Origin of the sequence: Streptomyces sp. NPDC094448 (genome assembly GCF_044763775.1) — a bacterium.
GTDB lineage: Bacteria > Actinomycetota > Actinomycetes > Streptomycetales > Streptomycetaceae > Streptomyces.
In genome coordinates, this window is record NZ_JBIWGU010000006.1 from 1 (window position 1) to 17,045 (window position 17,045).

13 protein-coding genes are annotated in these 17,045 nt (G+C 73.9%); 6 read left to right on the top strand and 7 right to left on the bottom strand.

What is annotated here, in order from left to right; all coding sequences use genetic code 11:
• The first annotated feature begins 551 nt into the window (after window positions 1-551).
• Both ACIQ9E_RS13015 and ptsP read left to right on the top strand, forming a co-directional pair.
• Window positions 552-1,001: a PTS glucose transporter subunit IIA gene (locus ACIQ9E_RS13015; RefSeq protein WP_403706260.1), complete on the top strand. Its 450-nt coding sequence runs from the start codon at window positions 552-554 to the stop codon at window positions 999-1,001.
• A gap of 72 nt (window positions 1,002-1,073) precedes the next feature.
• On the top strand, window positions 1,074-2,744 hold the full coding sequence (gene ptsP, locus ACIQ9E_RS13020) for a phosphoenolpyruvate--protein phosphotransferase (RefSeq protein WP_403706261.1): 1,671 nt from the start codon (window positions 1,074-1,076) through the stop codon (window positions 2,742-2,744).
• Window positions 2,745-2,818: 74 nt separating this feature from the next.
• On the opposite strand, the gene ACIQ9E_RS13025 is transcribed toward ptsP, so the two are convergent.
• Both ACIQ9E_RS13025 and ACIQ9E_RS13030 read right to left on the bottom strand, forming a co-directional pair.
• Window positions 2,819-3,790, bottom strand: coding sequence for a hypothetical protein (locus ACIQ9E_RS13025; RefSeq protein ID WP_403706263.1), 972 nt, complete (start codon window positions 3,788-3,790; stop codon window positions 2,819-2,821).
• A gap of 148 nt (window positions 3,791-3,938) precedes the next feature.
• Window positions 3,939-6,002: an acetoacetate--CoA ligase gene (locus ACIQ9E_RS13030; RefSeq protein WP_403706265.1), complete on the bottom strand. Its 2,064-nt coding sequence runs from the start codon at window positions 6,000-6,002 to the stop codon at window positions 3,939-3,941.
• 260 nt (window positions 6,003-6,262) lie between these two features.
• On the opposite strand from ACIQ9E_RS13030, the gene ACIQ9E_RS13035 reads away from it, so the two are divergent.
• On the top strand, window positions 6,263-8,674 hold the full coding sequence (locus ACIQ9E_RS13035) for a glycoside hydrolase family 31 protein (RefSeq protein WP_403706267.1): 2,412 nt from the start codon (window positions 6,263-6,265) through the stop codon (window positions 8,672-8,674).
• Here ACIQ9E_RS13035 and ACIQ9E_RS13040 read toward each other — a convergent pair.
• Window positions 8,665-9,171, bottom strand: coding sequence for an NUDIX domain-containing protein (locus ACIQ9E_RS13040; RefSeq protein WP_403706269.1), 507 nt, complete (start codon window positions 9,169-9,171; stop codon window positions 8,665-8,667). The two genes, ACIQ9E_RS13035 and ACIQ9E_RS13040, sit on opposite strands and share 10 nt — an antisense overlap.
• A gap of 293 nt (window positions 9,172-9,464) precedes the next feature.
• On the opposite strand from ACIQ9E_RS13040, the gene ACIQ9E_RS13045 reads away from it, so the two are divergent.
• Both ACIQ9E_RS13045 and ACIQ9E_RS13050 read left to right on the top strand, forming a co-directional pair.
• On the top strand, window positions 9,465-9,896 hold the full coding sequence (locus ACIQ9E_RS13045) for a Zn-ribbon domain-containing OB-fold protein (protein ID WP_403706271.1): 432 nt from the start codon (window positions 9,465-9,467) through the stop codon (window positions 9,894-9,896).
• Entirely contained in the window at window positions 9,893-11,092 is a 1,200-nt protein-coding gene (locus ACIQ9E_RS13050; RefSeq protein WP_403706273.1) for a lipid-transfer protein, read from the top strand. The genes ACIQ9E_RS13045 and ACIQ9E_RS13050 overlap by 4 nt, the downstream gene beginning before the upstream one ends.
• Window positions 11,093-11,144: 52 nt before the next feature.
• On the opposite strand, the gene ACIQ9E_RS13055 is transcribed toward ACIQ9E_RS13050, so the two are convergent.
• The 4 genes from ACIQ9E_RS13055 to ACIQ9E_RS13070 all read right to left on the bottom strand — a co-directional run bounded on the left by ACIQ9E_RS13055 (window position 11,145) and on the right by ACIQ9E_RS13070 (window position 15,907).
• Window positions 11,145-11,747 carry a GTP-binding protein gene (locus ACIQ9E_RS13055; RefSeq protein WP_403706275.1) on the bottom strand — a complete coding sequence of 201 codons (603 nt, stop codon included), beginning with the start codon at window positions 11,745-11,747 and terminating at the stop codon, window positions 11,145-11,147.
• Window positions 11,728-12,180: a DUF742 domain-containing protein gene (locus ACIQ9E_RS13060; protein ID WP_403706809.1), complete on the bottom strand. Its 453-nt coding sequence runs from the start codon at window positions 12,178-12,180 to the stop codon at window positions 11,728-11,730. The genes ACIQ9E_RS13055 and ACIQ9E_RS13060 overlap by 20 nt, the downstream gene beginning before the upstream one ends.
• A 329-nt stretch (window positions 12,181-12,509) precedes the next feature.
• The gene (locus ACIQ9E_RS13065) at window positions 12,510-12,968 is read right to left on the bottom strand and encodes a roadblock/LC7 domain-containing protein (protein ID WP_403706277.1); all 459 of its coding nucleotides are present in this window, start codon (window positions 12,966-12,968) and stop codon (window positions 12,510-12,512) included.
• Window positions 12,965-15,907, bottom strand: a complete 2,943-nt coding sequence (locus ACIQ9E_RS13070) for a nitrate- and nitrite sensing domain-containing protein (RefSeq protein ID WP_403706279.1) — start codon at window positions 15,905-15,907, stop codon at window positions 12,965-12,967. Before ACIQ9E_RS13070 ends, ACIQ9E_RS13065 begins: the two co-directional genes overlap by 4 nt.
• A gap of 575 nt (window positions 15,908-16,482) precedes the next feature.
• On the opposite strand from ACIQ9E_RS13070, the gene ACIQ9E_RS13075 reads away from it, so the two are divergent.
• Complete coding sequence (locus tag ACIQ9E_RS13075) at window positions 16,483-16,944, top strand: hypothetical protein (RefSeq protein WP_403706811.1); 462 nt, start codon at window positions 16,483-16,485, stop codon at window positions 16,942-16,944.
• The last annotated feature ends 101 nt before the right edge of the window (window positions 16,945-17,045 follow it).

The following is a 17,045-nucleotide window of genomic DNA, read 5'->3' on the forward strand; positions in this document are numbered from 1 at the left end:
ATCACGAGAGCGGAACAGCCGGAGGAATAATCCGACCGTTCACAGCGTCCTCGCTGTATGTGTTTCTTCAAAGGAACCTCATCCCCGAGCCACAAAGGCAAGGGAACGGGGTATCAACTAATCTGGCGTTGATTTTTGGCACGCTGTTGAGTTCTCAAGGAACGGACGCTTCCTTCAGGCCTTTTTCACGAGGCCCTCCGGGCTTTGCCCTTTCGACGTTTCAAACCTTATCAGGCTTTTTCCGGCCCGTTCACCACCCCGGTCCGTTCCTCTACAGACAGGCAGAGGTGTAGACCAGTTAGGATCTCGGCTTGAAAGGTCGCTGCCGACCCCCGACTCATAGTCGCGTTGGGGCCAGGCAGGGGTACGACAGTACAGGTCACCGAAGGGCGAGGCAAATCGCCCCCGGTGCGTCCCGACTCCGTCAACCGGTCGCTTTCGGGCGGAACCGGGACTTCACCTGACATACGCTCGGAACAGTTCTGAACAGTGCGTCGCCCCGCGCCATCCCCGGACGACGGGCGACGTCTTCTCCGCCCCTGGGAGGATCCATGACCACAGTGACGTCGCCGCTGGCCGGACGTGCCATCGGACTCGCGGCCGTACCCGACCCCGTCTTCTCCGGCGCCATGGTCGGCCCCGGTACCGCCATCGACCCCGTGCGTGAACCCGGTGAGGCCGTCTCGCCCGTCGACGGTGTCGTCGTCTCTCTCCATCCCCATGCCTTTGTCGTGGTCGACGCCGAAGGGCACGGAGTCCTGGTCCATCTCGGGATCGACACCGTGCAGCTCAACGGTGAGGGCTTCGAACTGCTCGTGAACAAGGGCGACACCGTCAGCCGCGGTCAGGCCGTGGTCCGCTGGAACCCGGTCGCGGTCGAGGAGGCCGGGAAGTCGCCGGTCTGTCCGGTCGTCGCGTTGGAGGCCACCGCCGACTCGCTGGGCGACGTCCGGGAGGACGGCGAGGTCAAGGCCGGGGACCAGCTCTTCTCCTGGCAGTGACGGCTCAGCGGCACAAGCCGTCCGACAACCATCGCGGTGGCACGGTCCGCCGCTCGACCGGGAACGGGTGACATGGAGACAACGCTGCGAGGCGTCGGGGTGAGCCACGGTGTGGCGATCGGCGAGGTCCGGCATATGGGTACGGCCGTACTGGAGCCGCCCGCCAAGCAGAACCCCGCGCAGGACACCGAGCGCGAACAGGGGCGCGCCCGGCAGGCGGTGGACGCCGTTGCCGCCGATCTGATCGCCCGGGGCAATCTGGCCGGCGGCGAGGCCCAGGCGGTGCTGGAGGCCCAGGCGCTGATGGCGCAGGACCCCGAGCTGATCGCCGATGCGGACCGCAGGATCGCCGTCGGCAGCACGGCGGAGCGCGCGGTGTACGACGCGTTCGCCGCGTACCGGGCGCTGCTCGCGGGTGCCGGTGAGTATCTGGCCGGCCGGGTCGCGGATCTCGACGACGTACGGAACCGGATCGTGGCCCGGCTGCTCGGGGTGCCCATGCCGGGTGTACCGGACAGCGACGAGCCGTATGTACTGATCGCACGGGATCTCGCGCCCGCGGACACCGCGCTGCTGGACCCCGCGCTGGTGCTCGGCTTTGTGACCGAGGAGGGCGGGCCCACCAGCCACAGCGCGATCCTGGCGCGGGCGCTCGGGGTACCGGCCGTGGTGGCGCTGCCGGGGGCCGGTGATCTGGCCGAGGGCACGCTCGTCGCGGTCGACGGCAGCACGGGCGAGATCTTCGTACAGCCGTCGGAGGAGAAGCGGGCGGAGCTGTCACGGGCGGCGGCGGAGCGCAAGGCCGCGCTCGCCGCGTCGAGCGGGCCGGGTGCCACTTCGGACGGGCACAAGGTGCCGCTGCTGGCGAACGTGGGCGGGCCCGGTGACGTACCGGCGGCGGTGGAGGCCGGTGCCGAGGGCGTGGGGCTGTTCCGTACCGAGTTCCTCTTCCTCGACGACAGCAAGCAGGCGCCGTCGGAGGAGAAGCAGGTCGAGGCGTACCGCAAGGTGCTGGAGGCCTTTCCGGAGGGGCGGGTCGTCGTACGGGTCCTGGACGCGGGCGCCGACAAGCCACTGGACTTCCTCACCCCGGCCGACGAGCCGAATCCGGCGCTGGGGGTGCGGGGTCTGCGGACGCTGCTCGACCATCCCGAGGTGCTGCGGACCCAGCTGACGGCGCTGGCGAAGGCGTCGGAGGGGCTGCCGGTCTATCTGGAAGTCATGGCGCCGATGGTGGCGGACCGGGCGGACGCCAAGGCGTTCGCGGACGCGTGCCGTGCGGCGGGGCTGCGGGCGAAGTTCGGCGCGATGGTGGAGATTCCGTCGGCCGCGCTGCGGGCCCGGTCGATCCTTCAGGAGGTGGAGTTCCTTTCGCTGGGCACCAATGACCTGGCGCAGTACACCTTTGCGGCCGACCGTCAGGTGGGCGCGGTGTCGCGGTTGCAGGATCCTTGGCAGCCGGCGCTGCTGGACCTGGTCGCGCTGTCGGCCGAGGCCGCGAAGGCGGAGGGCAAGAGCTGCGGGGTATGCGGTGAGGCGGCCTCCGATCCGCTGCTGGCCTGTGTGCTGACGGGGCTGGGCGTGACGTCGCTGTCGATGGGCGCCGCGTCGATTCCCTATGTACGGGCGGCGCTGGCGAAGCACACGCTCGCCCAGTGCGAGCGCGCGGCCGCCGCCGCGCGGGCCGCGGACAGTGCCGAAGAGGCGCGGACCGCCGCCCGGGCGGTGCTGTCCGGCGAGTAGTGGGCTCCGCCGGTGTGCGGTGGAAGGGCCTCGCGGTCGCGGGGCCCTTCCACCGTTTTCCGGGGGTGCCGGGGTCAGTGGTGGGGGTCGGGTTCGTCGGTGGGGACGGGGAAGCCGGCGTGGTACTCGGTGCCGGGCTCCGGCGGGACGGGTTCGCCGGTGCGGGCGTCGGTGCAGTAGGCGCTGAAGACGCCGGCCTCCGAGAGGGGGACGAAGCTGCTCCGCCGGACCGTCCAGCCGTACAACCGGTCGGGGGCACCGGGGGTGCGGGTGCGGAGCACCACTCCCGCGGGCCGGTCGAGCGCGACGGCGACGGCGAGGACGGTGATGAACTCCGCGTAGGCGACGGGGTCGAGCCGGGCGGCGGGCCCGGCCGGGTCGTGGTCGGCGGCGAGGGTGACGAAGAGCTGTTCCTCGGGGGCGGTGACGCTGCATACGAGGTGGTGGCCGCCGGGCCCGGCGGCTTCGAGGAGGCGGGTGACGAGATGGGCGGCGCGGTCGAAGGACGCCTTGCCGATGTCCTGCCCGCAGTCGGCGCAGGGGCCGGTGCCGGCGAGGAGGGTCGCCGCGTACTCCCAGGTCGCCCGGCGGACGGTGTGGTCGATCAGCCGGGACAGCAGGTCGTCGATGGGCTGGCCGGTGTAGACGAGGGCGCCGCCGCGGGCGGCGGCGCCCGCGGTGTAGCGGCTGCGGCCGAGGGGGCTGTCGGGGTCGATGCCCTCTTCGGTGCAGTAGCGCGCGTACTCCTCGGGGTCGAAGAGGACGACGGTGGTGTGCAACCGGTCCTTGGCGAAGGAGCCGAGGAGATCCTCGACATGGCGGAGGTAGGCGGGGTGGTCGTCGAAGGCGAAGCTGCGGTAGTCGCGCATCGCCGCGAAATCGTGGGCGTCGGCGAGGACGCCCACGGTGCAGGGGACTTCCCGGCGCAGGGCGCGGCGGACGGCGGCCCGGCCGCGGGGGCGGTCCGGGCCGGGTCCGCCGCGGGCGGGACGCCTGCCGTTCGTGGTGCGGCGGGTCGGCCCGCCGGGCGTGGTCTCGTGGCTCATGGGTCCCCCTGGGTGGCGTACGGCCGAACGATGATTACTCACCGTAGCCGTCGCCACTGACAGCGACACCGACACCGCCACGGACACGGACACGGACACACCAGGGGCAGCGTTGCCGGGCGGGGGTATCGGGCGGAGCGGAGGGGCGTCAGTCGCGGGGTGCCCGGCGGAGCCGCTCCCGTTCGGCGCCGAGTTCGACGTAGAAGGTGAGCAGTTCGGGCCGGTCCACGGAGCCGGGGTTGACCGCGTGGGCGGGATCGGCTCCCTGGAGGAGGCGTTTGACGGGTACTTCGAGGCGTTTGCCGGTGAGGGTGTGGGGCACGGCGGGGACGGCGATGATGTCGTCGGGGACATGGCGGGGCGAGAGCTGCTCGCGGAGCGTGGTCCTGATCCGGGCGCGCAAGGCGTCGTCGAGGGCGGCGCCGTCGGCGAGGTGGACGAAGAGGGGCATCCAGTAGCCGCCGTCCGGTTCTTCGACGCCGATGACGAGGGTTTCGCGGATTTCGGGGAGCCGTTCGACGGCCTCGTAGATATCGGCGGAGCCCATCCGGACGCCCTGGCGGTTGAGGGTGGAGTCGGAGCGGCCGTGGACGACGACGGTGCCGCGGCGGGTGACGGTGATCCAGTCGCCGTGCCGCCAGACGCCGGGGAACATCTCGAAGTAGGCGGAGCGGTAGCGCGCCCGGTCCGGGTCGTGCCAGAAGGTGGTGGGCATGGAGGGCATGGGCTGGGTGACGACGAGTTCGCCGACTTCGCCGGTCAGGTCGTGGCCGTTCTCGTCCCAGGCGTGCAGATCGGTGCCGAGGCAGGGTGCCTGCAGCTCCCCGATATAAACGGGGAGGGTGGGGACGGCGCCCGCGAAGCAGCTGCAGACGTCGGTGCCGCCGCTGACTGAGGCGATCCACAGTTCGCTTCCGGCGGCGGCGAACTCGTCGTGGAGCCAACGGAATCCGTCGGGCGGGAGGGGGGATCCGGTGGTCGCGACACAGGCGATGCCGGACAGGTCGTGGTCGCGTGCGGGGTGGATCCCGGCTTTGCGGCAGGCCATGACGTAGGCGGCGGAGGTGCCGAAGAAGGTGGCGCCGGTGCGTTCGGCGACGGCCCACTGGGCTCCGGTCTCCGGGTAGCCGGGGCTGCCGTCGTACAGGACCACCGTGGTTCCGGTGAGCAGGCCGGAGACGAGGTAGTTCCACATCATCCAGCCGGTGGAGGTGTACCAGAAGAAGCGGTCGCCGGGGCCGAGGTCGCAGTGGAGGCCCAGTTGTTTGAGGTGTTCGAGGAGGATGCCGCCCTGGGACTGGACGATGGCCTTGGGCAGTCCGGTGGTGCCGGAGGAGTAGAGGATCCACAGCGGGTGGTCGAAGGGGAGCTGCGCATAGGAGGCGAGGGCGGGGGGGCCGACGGTGTCGGCGGGGGGCTCGGTGGCGGCGGACCAGTCGAGGGCGCCGTCGGGGGTGCCGGTGCCGAGGAGGGGGATGTGGACCACGGCCCGCAGGCTCGGGAGTCCGGCGCGGAGTTCGGTGACGGTGTCGGTGCGGTCGTGTTCCTTGCCGCCGTAGCGGTAGCCGTCGACGGTGAACAGGACGACGGGTTCCACCTGCTGGAAGCGGTCGAGGACGGCGCGGGCGCCGAAGTCGGGGGCGCAGGAGGTCCAGACGGCGCCGACGGCGGCCGCGGCGAGGAAGGCGGTGACGGCCTGGGGGATGTTGGGGACGTAGGCGCAGACCCGGTCGCCGGGGGTGACGCCGAGTTCGCGCAGCCGGCCGGCGAGCGCCTGGACCTGGCGGCGCAGTTCGGCCCAGCTGGTCTCGGTGGGTTCGTGGCCTTCGTCGGCCTGGACGAGGGCGGGTTCGTCGGGTCGGGTGTCGGCGGCGCGCAGGGCGTGTTCGGCGTAGTTGAGGGTGCCGTTGGTGAACCAGGCGGCGCCGGGCATGCCGGGGTCGGCCAGGACTTCGTCGTAGGGGGTGGTGAACCGTACGTCGAAGTATTCGGCGATCGCGCGCCAGAAGGTGCTGAGGGATGCGACGGACCAGGCGTGGAGCGCGGGGTATCCGCCGTCGGCGGGGGCTCCGTGGTGTTCGGCGGCCCAGCGCTGGAAGTGGGTGATCCGGGCGCCGGCGATCCGGGCGGCGCCGGGCTGCCACAGAGGGTCCGGGTCCGGGGTCGCTTCGTTCGCGGGACTCGCCGGGTTCGCTGGATTCGCTGACGTCACGATGCGGGCTCCGGATGGCTCTGGTCGTCCCGCGGGGTCCTGGTCGAAGGCCCCCCGGGGACGCTGCGCTGGCTGCGGGGCCGTGCGGGTGCCGGTGTGTGCACGCCGTACGGCTGGTACGGACGATGCCATGTGATCGTCTTTCGCACCAGGGCACGGCCGGGTGCCGTACGCGCGGGGTGGCGACGGGCCGGGAAGCGGTGGGTGAACGGGTGCTGAACCCGGTCCCGGGCGGGGTGGGCGGTGGCAGGCTGAGCCGTATGGACGGTTGTGAGCTGGTGTGTTCGGTACGGAGTCTGCGGTGGCTGCGCGGTCTGGGGCGGCTGCGGGGGTTCGGTGCGCGGCGGGCGCTGCGGGCGGTCCGCCGGGTGTGGCGCCGGCGCCGTACGGACGCCTGGGGGCCGGCGCCGCGGGGGGCCGAACGGGCCCGGGTGCCGGGTCCGGTGTCCGGGGCGGAGGCGCTGCCGGGCGGTGGGGTGGTCCGGTTCGCCCGTTCCGCGCTGCGGATCCGGATCGCGGCGGGGGGTGCGGTGTTCTGGGGGTGGGACGGGGCGGGGCCCGAGCCGTCGTACGGGCTGGGGGGTCCGGTGCCGGAGGCGGATCCGCGGGCCGGTCTGGAGCCGGATACGGACGGTGGCTGGCGGGTGGTGTCGCGGCGGGTGACGGTGGCGGTGTCGCGGTACGGGGCGGTGGAGGTGCGTACCCCTGGTGGTGTGGTGCTGCGGCGGGATCTGCCGCCGCGGTGGTGGGAGCCGGTGGGGGGTGGTCCGGCGCGCTGGCTGCTGCGGACGGAGGTGGCGGCGGACGCCCGGTTCTTCGGGGTCGGCGGCCGGGGGTCGGGGCCGCGGCTGCGCGACGGCACGTACCGCATCGGGAACACGGGTCCGGGGGCCGCGGGCGGGGCGGGCGGGCCGTCGCCGGTGACGATGCCCGTGCAGATGGTGGTGGCCGACGCGGGAACGCATCTGGTGTTCCACGACACGACGTGGGACGGGCGGGTGGCGCTGCGGGAGGGTGCGGAGGGCGGGGGTTCGGGGCACGACCGGCCGGGGACGGCCGCGCTGCGGATGGAGGGGGGTCCGCTGCGCTGCTGGGTGGTGGTCGGCACTCCGGCGCGGGTGCTGGCGCGCTGGTCGCGGCTGGCGGGGCCGGCCGCGGTGCCGCCGTCGTGGGCGCTGGGGGTGCAGCATGCGGGCGGGGACGGGGCAGCGGTACGGAGGGTGGTGGCGGGGTACCGGGAGCGGGGGCTGCCGTTGTCGGCGGTGCATCTGACCGGCCGAGGCGGGGCGGTGGTACGGGAGGTGGTGGCGGGAGCGGGGGTGCGGCTGGTGCCGGTGGTGGATCCGGCGGTCCGGGCGGAGCGGGGGGATCCGGTGTACGAGGAGGGGCGGCGGCTGGGGGCGTTCGTCCGGGACGGGCGCGGTCGGGAGGTGCGGGGCGGGCCGTGGTCCGGGGAGTACGTGTATCCCGATGTCACCGATCCCGCGGTGCGGCGGTGGTGGGGCGGGGTCTGCGCGGAGCGGTCGGGGGCCGGTTCCGCGGGGGTGGTGCTGGCGGGGAACGGGCCTGCCGGGGGTGGGCCGTCAGGGGAGCCGGTGCTGCCCCGGTCGGCGCGGCAGGTGCCGGCGGGCCGGGGTGGGGATCACGGTGGGGCCCGCCAGGTGTACGGGGCGGCGGCGGCGCGGGCCGGGTACGAGGGGCTGCGGCGGCTCCGTCCCGGGGAGCGGCCGTTTCTGCTGTCGCGGGCGGGCTGGGTGGGGATGCAGCGGTACGGGGGTGCTTGGGCGGGCTGGGTGGGGGACGAACGGCTGGGCTGGGCGGGCGACGGACGGCCGAGCCGGGCGGAGGACGGACGGCCGGGCGGGGCGGGCGACGACTGGCCGGGGTTGCGGACGGTGTTGTCGCTGGTGCTGGGGCTCGGTCTGTGCGGGGTGCCGTTCGCCGGTGCGGGTGGGGGCGCGGGCGGGCGTGCGGAGGGGCGGGCGTCGCCGGAGTGGTGTCTGCGCCGGTTGCAGCTGGGGGCGTATCTGCCGTTGTTCCTGACCGGGGGCGGGCGGGAGCCGTGGGAGTTCGGTCCGGAGGTGCTGGACGGGGCGCGGGCGGTGCTGCGGGAGCGGGAGCGGCTGCGGCCGTATCTGGTGACGCTGGCGCATGTGGCGCGGCTGACCGGGTCGCCCTGGGTGCGGCCGGTGTGGTGGGGGGCGCCGGAGGACCGGGCGTTGCGGGACTGCGGGGACGCGTTTCTGCTGGGCGACGCGCTGCTGGTGGCGCCGGTGCTGGAGCCGGGGGTGGTGCGGCGGGCGGTACGGCTGCCGCGCGGGCGCTGGTACGACACGGTGACGGGCCGGGCGTACGAGGGGCCGGGCCGGGTGGTGGTGGAGGCGCCGCCGGAGCGGATACCGGTGCTGGCGCGCGCGGGTTCGGTGGTTCCGGTGCGGGGCGCGGACGGTGGGGTGGAGTTGGAGGTGTGGGCGCCGTCCACGGGGCGGAAGGGGGGTGGTCTGGTGGTGCCCGATCCGGGGGACGGCTGGGCGCGGGCGGAGGTCGAGCGGTACGCGGTGAGGTCGGCGGACGGCCGGGTGGTGGTGAAGCAGGTGCGGGGCGACGGAGTGGTGGCGCCGGTGCGGCCGGTGCGGGTGCGGGGTTCGGCGGACGGGGCGGATCAGCGGTAGCGGCCTGCGAACCAGTGGGCGACGGCTTCGGTGTGGGTGGGGAAGGCGAGGGGCCCGGGGGCCCGGAGCAGATGTCGGCCCAAGGTTTCGGGGGTGGGGGCGGGGGCGGGCAGGTCGGCGGCCGGGAGGGCGGGCAGCAGGGCGACGAGGAGGAGGTGGCCGGTGTCGGCGCTGATGGCGTCGGCGAGGCGGACATCGGCGGCACGGGCCTCGATCCGGGTCTCCTCGTACAGTTCGCGGACGGCGGCCTCCTGCCAGGTTTCCCGGTGGTCCACGAAGCCTCCGGGCAGGGCGGTGCCGCCCTTCGCGGGTTCGATGGCGCGGGTGATGACGACGAGCCCGGTGCCGTGTGCGTCATGGGCCGGCTGAAGGGCGACGGCGACCGGAAGCGGGTTGCGGTAGGCGGTGGTCCCGCAGGCGGGGCAGGTACGCGGCCAGTCGCGGGCGGCGGGCCCGTAGGGGGCGCCGCAGTTGCCGCAGTGGGAGTTCTCGGGCACCCGCGGACTGTAGCGGACGGGGTACGGGGGTGCGGGTGGGCGGGTGGCCCGCGCGCTGCGGGGCCGGGCGGGAACGGGCCGGTGGGGTGGGGCGTTCGCCGTGGCCGCGGTGCGGGGAGGTACGGCGGGCCGGGGCGGTGCGGACCCGCCCGGCGGAGGTCTTCGCGGAACCGCCGGGACGGGCGGGCGCGGAGTCTTCGGACCACCGGACATGCCCCTCTGGCATTCTGACGTACTGTCAGATATGTGTGTCGGAGGACGGGCATCGGACCGCGGTTTCCGGGGAGGACCCTTTGACGCGCATATCCGTGGTGGACGGCTGGTTCCGGGACGGCGGCGAGGACGGCTTCGCACTGCTGGGCACCCGTTGCGCCGCCTGTTCCGCCGTCTTCTTCCCCCGCGAGGACGGCTGCTGCCGCAATCCGGCCTGCGGGGGCGGGACGCTCGTGGAGGTCGCGCTCTCCCGGCGCGGCACGGTCTGGTCGTACACCGACGGCCGCTACCGCCCGCCGCCGCCGTGGGCCGGCGACCCGGACGCGCCGTGGGAGCCGTACATCGTGGTCGCGGTCGAGCTGGCGGCCGAGCGGATGGTGGTCCTGGGGCAGGCCGCGCCGGGGGTGGCGCTCAACGATCTCCGGGTCGGCGCCGAGGTCGAGGTGGTGCCGGGCGCGCTCGGTGACGGGGCCGCCGTCTGGCACTGGCGGCCCGTGGGGGCGGCGCGATGAGCGGGACCGCGGGGGATATCGCGGTCCTGGGGGCGGGAATGCACCCGTGGGGCAAGGAGGGCCGCGGCTTCCTCCACTACGGCAGGGTCGCCGCCCGGGCCGCGCTCGCCGACGCGGGTCTCGACTGGCGGGACATCGGGTCGGTGGTCGGCGCCTGCACCGTACGCGGCGGCTATCCCGGATATGTCGCGGGTGCCTCCTTCGCCCGGGCCCTGGGCTGGCAGGGGGCACGGGTGACCAGTGTGTACGCGGCCTGCGCCTCGGGGGCCCAGGCGATCGCGACCGCACGGGCGCAGATCCTCGCCGGGCTGGCGGACGCCGTCCTGGTGGTCGGCGCCGACGCGGCCCCGAAGGGTTTCTTCGCCCCGGCGGGCGGCGACCGTCCGGACGATCCGGACTGGCTGCGGTTCCGGCTGCTCGGGGCGGTGAATCCGGTGTACTTCGGGCTGTTCGCCCGCCGGCGCATGGCCGTCCACGGCGAGACGCCGGAGGACTTCGCGCTGGTCAAGGTGAAGAACGCGGCGGCCGGGGCGCTCAATCCGTACGCCCGCTACCGGACCCCGGTGACCGCCGAAGAGGTAGCCGCCTCCCCCGTGGTCGCCGATCCGCTGCGGCTGCTGGACATCTGCGCGACCTCGGACGGGGGCGCGGCGCTGGTGCTGTCGAGCCCGGACTTCGCCCGCAGCCGCGGAGTGACCGATCCGGTGCGGATCCGCGCCGTCTCCACCGTCACGCCCGTCTATCCGCGGACCGTACTCGACCTGCCGGATATCGCGACGGACTCGGCGGCCGCGGTCCCGCCCCCGGCGGAGTCCTTCCGGGCGTCCATCGCACGGGCCGCGTACGAGGAGGCGGGCATCGGGCCGGAGGAGCTGTCCCTGGCCGAGGTGTACGACCTCTCGACCGCCCTCGAACTGGAGTGGTACGAGGACCTCGGGCTGTGCGCGGCGGGCGAGGCCACCAAGCTGCTGCGGGAGGGCGCAACGGCGCTCGGCGGGCGCGTACCGGTCAATCCGAGCGGGGGGCTCGCGTCCTTCGGGGAGGCCGTACCGGCGCAGGCGATCGCACAGGTCTGCGAGCTGACCCGGCAGCTGCGGGGGGAAGCGGGGGCGCGGCAGGTGCCCGGGGCACGGGTGGGGGTCACCGCGAACCAGGGGCTGTTCGGACACGGATCGGCGGTGGTGGCGGTCCGCTGAAGCGGCCCGGCGGCGCGCCGGCCGGGGAGCGGGGCGTCCCGGCCGGCGGCCGTCAGGTCGTCGCGTGCCGGTGCCCCGGATCCACCAGGTCGAGTGCGTGCTCGACCACCGTGACGAGGACCGTCTTCACCGATTCGCGCTCCCGTGCGTCGCACAGCAGGAGCGGTACCGCGGCGTCGAGGTCCAGCGCCGCGCGTACGGAGGTCGCGGGGAACCGTTCCGTACCCTCGAAGCAGTTGACGGCGACGGTGAACGGAATTCCCCTGCGCTCGAAGTAGTCGACCGCGGCGAAGGAGTCCGCCAGCCGGCGGGTGTCGGCCAGTACCACGGCACCCAGCGAACCCTGGGCCAGTTCGTCCCAGAGGAACCAGAAACGATCCTGCCCGGGGGTGCCGAAGAGATAGAGGACCAGATCCTCGCGGAGGGTGATCCGGCCGAAGTCCATGGCGACCGTGGTGGTCGTCTTGGCCTCGACGCCGCCGGTGTCGTCCACCGGACGGCCGACTTCGCTCAGATCCTCCTCGGTGCGCAGCGGACGGATCTCGCTGACCGCGCCGACCAGGGTCGTCTTGCCGACCCCGAATCCACCGGCGACCAGGATCTTCAGAGCCAGCGGCGCCCTGCGCCGCGCCGTACTAGAGCGCCCGGAGACCATTGATCACCTCGCGGAGAATGTTGACGTCCGGCAGCTCGGCCGGCGGAACGGGACGGGTTACCTGCACGAGTTCGTCCTCGACGAGATCGCCGACCAGGACGCGGATCACCCCGACGGGGAGATCGAGACCGGCGGCCAGCTCGGCGATCGACTGCGGGCTGCGCTCGCACCGCTCGACGATATCGACGTGCTCCGGGGAGAGATGGTGTCCGTGGCCGCCGGATCCGGCCGTGGGTTCGGGGACGACGAGCGCGATGAGGTCGAGCCGGTGGTGCTGGGAGGTGCTGCTGGTACGGCCCCGGGTCATCGCGTACGGGCGGACCACGGGGCCCGCCTCGGCATCGACGAACTGCCGCGGCGGGCGGGGGCGGCGGAACTGACGGCTGTGGTCGGGCGGCTGTTCCTGCGGAGCCTTCCGGGGCTCCGGTGAGATCAGGGGCTGGTGTGCGTCGGCGGAACTGAGGGGGTTGCGGGCACTGTGAGGTGCAGGGGGTTCGTGGGTGCCGGGGATGTCGTGAGCACCGGGCGGACTGTGGGTCCCTGGAGGACCCTGGGACCTATGGGGCTGCGGGGGGCCAGGGGGTTGCTGCCGGAACGGCGGCGGGGAAGGGCTCCGGGGCTCCGGGGGCGGTTGGGGTGCGGACTTCTGCCGGAATCGGCGTAGCCGCCCCGATCTGCCGGACGGCCGGACCGGATACTCCTCCGGCCCGTCCTCCCGGCCGTCGTCGGCTCCCTCCCTGGCGCCGTCACGCATACCGGACATCACCCCCCGGCTGCGGATCGATCGGTCCGGGGAGCCGTGGAGAGATGGACGCCGACCCGCTTGACCATGAGCGTCATCTCGTAGGCGATCTGTCCGACGTCCGAATCCGCGTCGGCGAGGACCGCGAGACAGCTCCCGTCGCCGGCCGCCGTCACAAAGAGGAACGCCTCGTCCAGCTCCACCACGGTCTGCCGGACCTGCCCGGCGTCGAAGTGCCGCCCCACCCCCTTGGCGAGGGAGTGGAATCCGGAGGCCACGGCCGCGAGATGCTCCGCGTCCTCCCGGCTCAGCTCGCGCGAGGTGCCGGTCGCCAGCCCGTCGCTGGAGAGCACGAGCGCCCGGCGGATGCTGCCGACCCGCTCGACCAGCTCGTCGAGCAGCCAGTCGAGCGTGCCCGCGCCGCTCCGGTCGAGCGGGCGTCCGCCGGTGGCGTCTGCTGCGGCGTGCGGTGCGGTCATGGACCGTTCCCCTCCGATGTCGTTCGTGGTGCCGGACGGCCGGGCCCGGTGCCGGTGCCGGTGCTCCGGACGGCTGCCGGGCCGGTTTCGTCCGCGTTCTGACGGCGGCCCCGTTGCCAGCCGCGCTGCATGGAGGCCATCCGGGCCCGTACGGCCTCGGCGTCGCGCAGTGCCTCGGCGTCGCCGTCCGTGCCCGGGGCGGCTTCGGGGTTGCGTCCGCGGGCGCGGGGCGGCGCCGGAAGGTCCCGCAGCTGGGGCGCGAGGCTGGCCTGGCGCACCCGGCGCGGCAGCCCGTCGACCGACCCCGGCGGCTGGTGGGGCGAGACCGGGTCGGAGGCCCTGCGGTGGCCCCCGGTGGGGGGTTCGGCCGGGACGCCGGAAGGAGCCGGGACACCGGAAGGAGCCGCACCCTTCCCTCGGCGGCCGACGGGCCCGGAAGGCCCGGCAGGCTCGGGGAAGGGGGCGGGGTGGCGGCGGCCGGTCGACGGGTCGGGGTGCTTGGGGCGGCGGGGCAGCGGGACGATTCCCGGGGGCTGTCCGGGGGCGGGGTCTCCGGCCTGCTCGTGCTCCTCGTCGGCCGCCGGATGCGGGCCGGGCGGGACGGTGAAGCCGTAGTCGCCCGGGGAACGGTACGGATACGGGGAGCCGTACGGGTCGGGGAAGCCGTAGTCGCCCGGGGAGCGGTACGGACCGGGGACGCCGTGGGGATCGGGAGAGCCGGATGCGCGGTACGGGTCGTATGCGCCGGAAGAAGCGTGCGGGTCGGGAGCAGCGTGCGGATCCGGGCGGTGGAAGGGGTCCGCGCCGCCGTAGGGGTCGGGGGCCGGGTCCTCGGCCGGCCGGGCGGGACCGCGGGCGTCCGCGCCCGGCCGTCGGGGCCCGGCGGGCAGAACGGGGCGGCCGGGAAACGGCGGCAGGGCCGCCCCGGGAGGCTCGTCGTCCGCACCGGGCCGGGCGAAGGGGCCGGCCACCGGGGCCGGGCGGCGGCCCGGCGCCCCGGTCCGGACCGTACGGTCGGGCAGGGCCGCGGACTCCGTCTCCTCCGGGGCGTCGGTCAACAGGGCGGCGGGCAGGAAGACCACCGCCGTGGTCCCGCCGTACGGGGACGGCTGGAGCGAGACGCGGACGCTCTGGCGCTGGGCGAGCCGGCTGATGACGAAGAGTCCGAGGCGGTCGGTGTCCGACAGTTCGAACTCGGGGGTCTCCGCGAGCCGCAGATTGGCCTCCAGGAGCACCTCCGGCGCCATGCCGAGCCCCCGGTCGTGGATCTCCAGGGTGAAACCGTTGGCCACCCGCTCGCCGTGCACCTCCACGGCGGTGTGCGGGGGCGAGAACACGGTGGCGTTCTCCAGCAGTTCGGCGATCAGATGGGTCAGGTCGGCCACCGCCTGGCCGCCCGCACCGATCCGCGGCAGCCGCCGCACCTCGATGCGTTCGTAGTCCTCCACCTCGGCGACCGCCGCCCGGACCACGTCCATCAGCTGGACCGGCTTGCGCCACTGGCGGGAGGGGGCGGCGCCGGAGAGGATCACCAGCCCCTCGGCGTGACGGCGCATCCGGGTGGTGAGATGGTCCAGCCGGAAGAGGTCGGCCAGCTCCTCCGCGTCCTCGGTGCGGCGCTCCATGGCGTCGAGGAGGGTGAGCTGGCGGTGGAGGAGTACCTGGTTGCGCCGGGCGAGGTTGACGAAGACCTCGGAGACCCCGCGGCGCATCTCGGCCTGGCGGACCGCGGCCTCGACGGCGGCCCGCTGGAGGGTGTTGAGGGCCTGCCCCGCCTGACCGATCTCGTCCTTCTCGTACTCCAGGCGGGGCGCCTCCGTCTCGACGTCGACGTGTTCGCCCGCGGCGAGCCGGCGCATCACCCCGGGCAGCCGGACGCCCGAGACCTCGTGGGCCTCGCGGCGCAGCCGCGAGAGGTCCCGGACCAGGTCCCGGCCGACGCGTACGGAGACGAAGACGGAGACCAGCAGGGCCAGGAAGCCGAGGGCACCGGCGATGCCCGCTTTCAGGACGACGTCGTACGCGGCGGGGTCGACCCGCCTCTGGTGGCGCTCCTCGGAGGCGGTGGCCTCCAGGTGGAGCCGGTCGAGCACGGGGGTGACCGCCTGCCGCCACTGGGCCACGTCCGCGGGCGTGGCGCGGGTGACAGGTCCGTCCATGACCAGGCGGTGTTCGCCGGCACGCAGCGGTTCGGTGCCGGGGCCGGTCCAGAGGGTCCGGTAGATCTCGCGGTCGCGGGCCGGGAGCAGTTCCAGGTTGATCTCGTAGAGGAGTTCGCGCCGGGCGACCAGTCCGGTGATGTCGCGCTGCTCGGCCGCGGTGAGCTGACCCGCCGTCAGGGCGGAGGCGATCAGGGCGTCCTCGCGGGAGAGCGCCTCGGCGGCGCGGCCGAGGCCGACGATGGCCCGGCCCTGGCGGTCCATGCCGACGTCGCTCAGGGTGTGGAGGTCGCTGAGGAAGCTGAAGGCGGGGTCGATCAGGCCGTTGTAGTAGTCCATGGCCCGGGTCCGGGGGACGGTGCCGCTGTCGACGGAGGCACGGAGGGAGGCGAGTCCGTCGAAGCCTTCGGCGAATTCGGACAGTTTCCGTTCCCCGTCGGACCGCAGGGTGTCGCGGACGGCTTCGTCGTCGGCCTCGGACCGGACGGCCACCAGGGCCCGGTCCACGGCGGTGCGCTGCCCGCGTAACGCGGCGAACGGTCCCGCCGCGCGGCGGTCGGCGAGGTGGACCAGGGTGTGGTGGCGCTCCTGCTGGAGGGCCCGGACGGCGGCGGCGACCGGTCCGCCGAGGTCGTCGACGACCGAACCGACCTCCAGCAGCCGGGCCGCCTCACGGCCGGTGAGGAAGGTCGTGAAGCCCCAGAGCGCGGTGAGCGACAGCAGGGGTACCAGCAGCAGCGCCACGATCTTCCGGCGGATGGACTTCCCGCGAAAGCGCATGGCCTCCCCCTGACGGTCCGCCCGGCGGGCGGCGCTCCTCCGTGCTCTCCGGTCAGCAAACGGCGCGAGCCTACTACTGTCACACCATCGGCTCGACGGGTCACCCGGGCGATTTTCGGCCGTCCGGACGGCGGCGCGGCGGAGTTGCTTCCGGTATTCAACGTGTTGGGATTCCCGGGCGTGTTGCAGGGGGGGCGGGCCGGGCCTCGGCAGGGGGCGGCGAGGAGATGGCCGGATTCCTACGATCCGTTGGGCGCAGGGCGGAACAGAACGGGGTTCTCGGGCGTCTATATGTACGGGGCTGCTGGGAACCTGCCGTTAGCGACCGGTAGTGCGAGTTTCGCCCGCACTGTCGGTATCGGAAGGGCCGGGGTGCCATTTGCTTTCCGGGTTCCGCCACGGCTTCCCGGTGCGGGACTCCGGCAGCTCCGGCAGCTCCGACGGCTCCGGCAAGGGGAGCGCGACGCATCCGGACAGGGGCGGCGGGTCCTCGCCGGACGGGAGTAGCGGCCGGGATTTCCGGGCAGCCGAAAGTGTAGGGACGGACATGGGGGATGTGGGGAGTGAGCAGGACCATGGAGACGGGCGGGCGTCGTGAAGGGTCGGTGCGCGGCGAGGGTGCGCCGGTGCCGCGTCAGCTCTGGGTCGAGGAGCCCGAGGCCCGGGTGCGGATGGCGGACCCGGTGCGCACATCGGCCGTGCGGGCGGTTCTCATTGTGTCGTTGACGCTGATTCAGGCGATGGTGGCGTTCCTGTGCACGCTCGCCGGATCCTGGCTGGCGTTCCCGATGGTGCTCAGCAGTGTCGCCAGCACCATCGTGGCGACATGGTCCGTGCTGGACGTCTGGGTGACGCGCCAGGTGTGGAAGCAGCGGTACGGAGTGGTCTCCGGGCCCAGCAGCAGCGCGCGGCAGTTGCGCCGGGAGCGGCGCAGGGCGCGGCGGGCGGCCCGGTCCGCGGCTCGTGCGGAGACACGGACAGGGCGCCGGGAGCGGCAGGAGAGCGGTGGCCGCCGGGTGGCGGAGGCCGAGGTCTGATCCGACCCGGTTCAGGGCAGACCGTTGTGCGCCCGCCCCCGTTCCGTAGCCGGTAGCCCGGAGTTCGGAGCGGGGGCGGTGTGCATGCGGGGGTGTGCCGT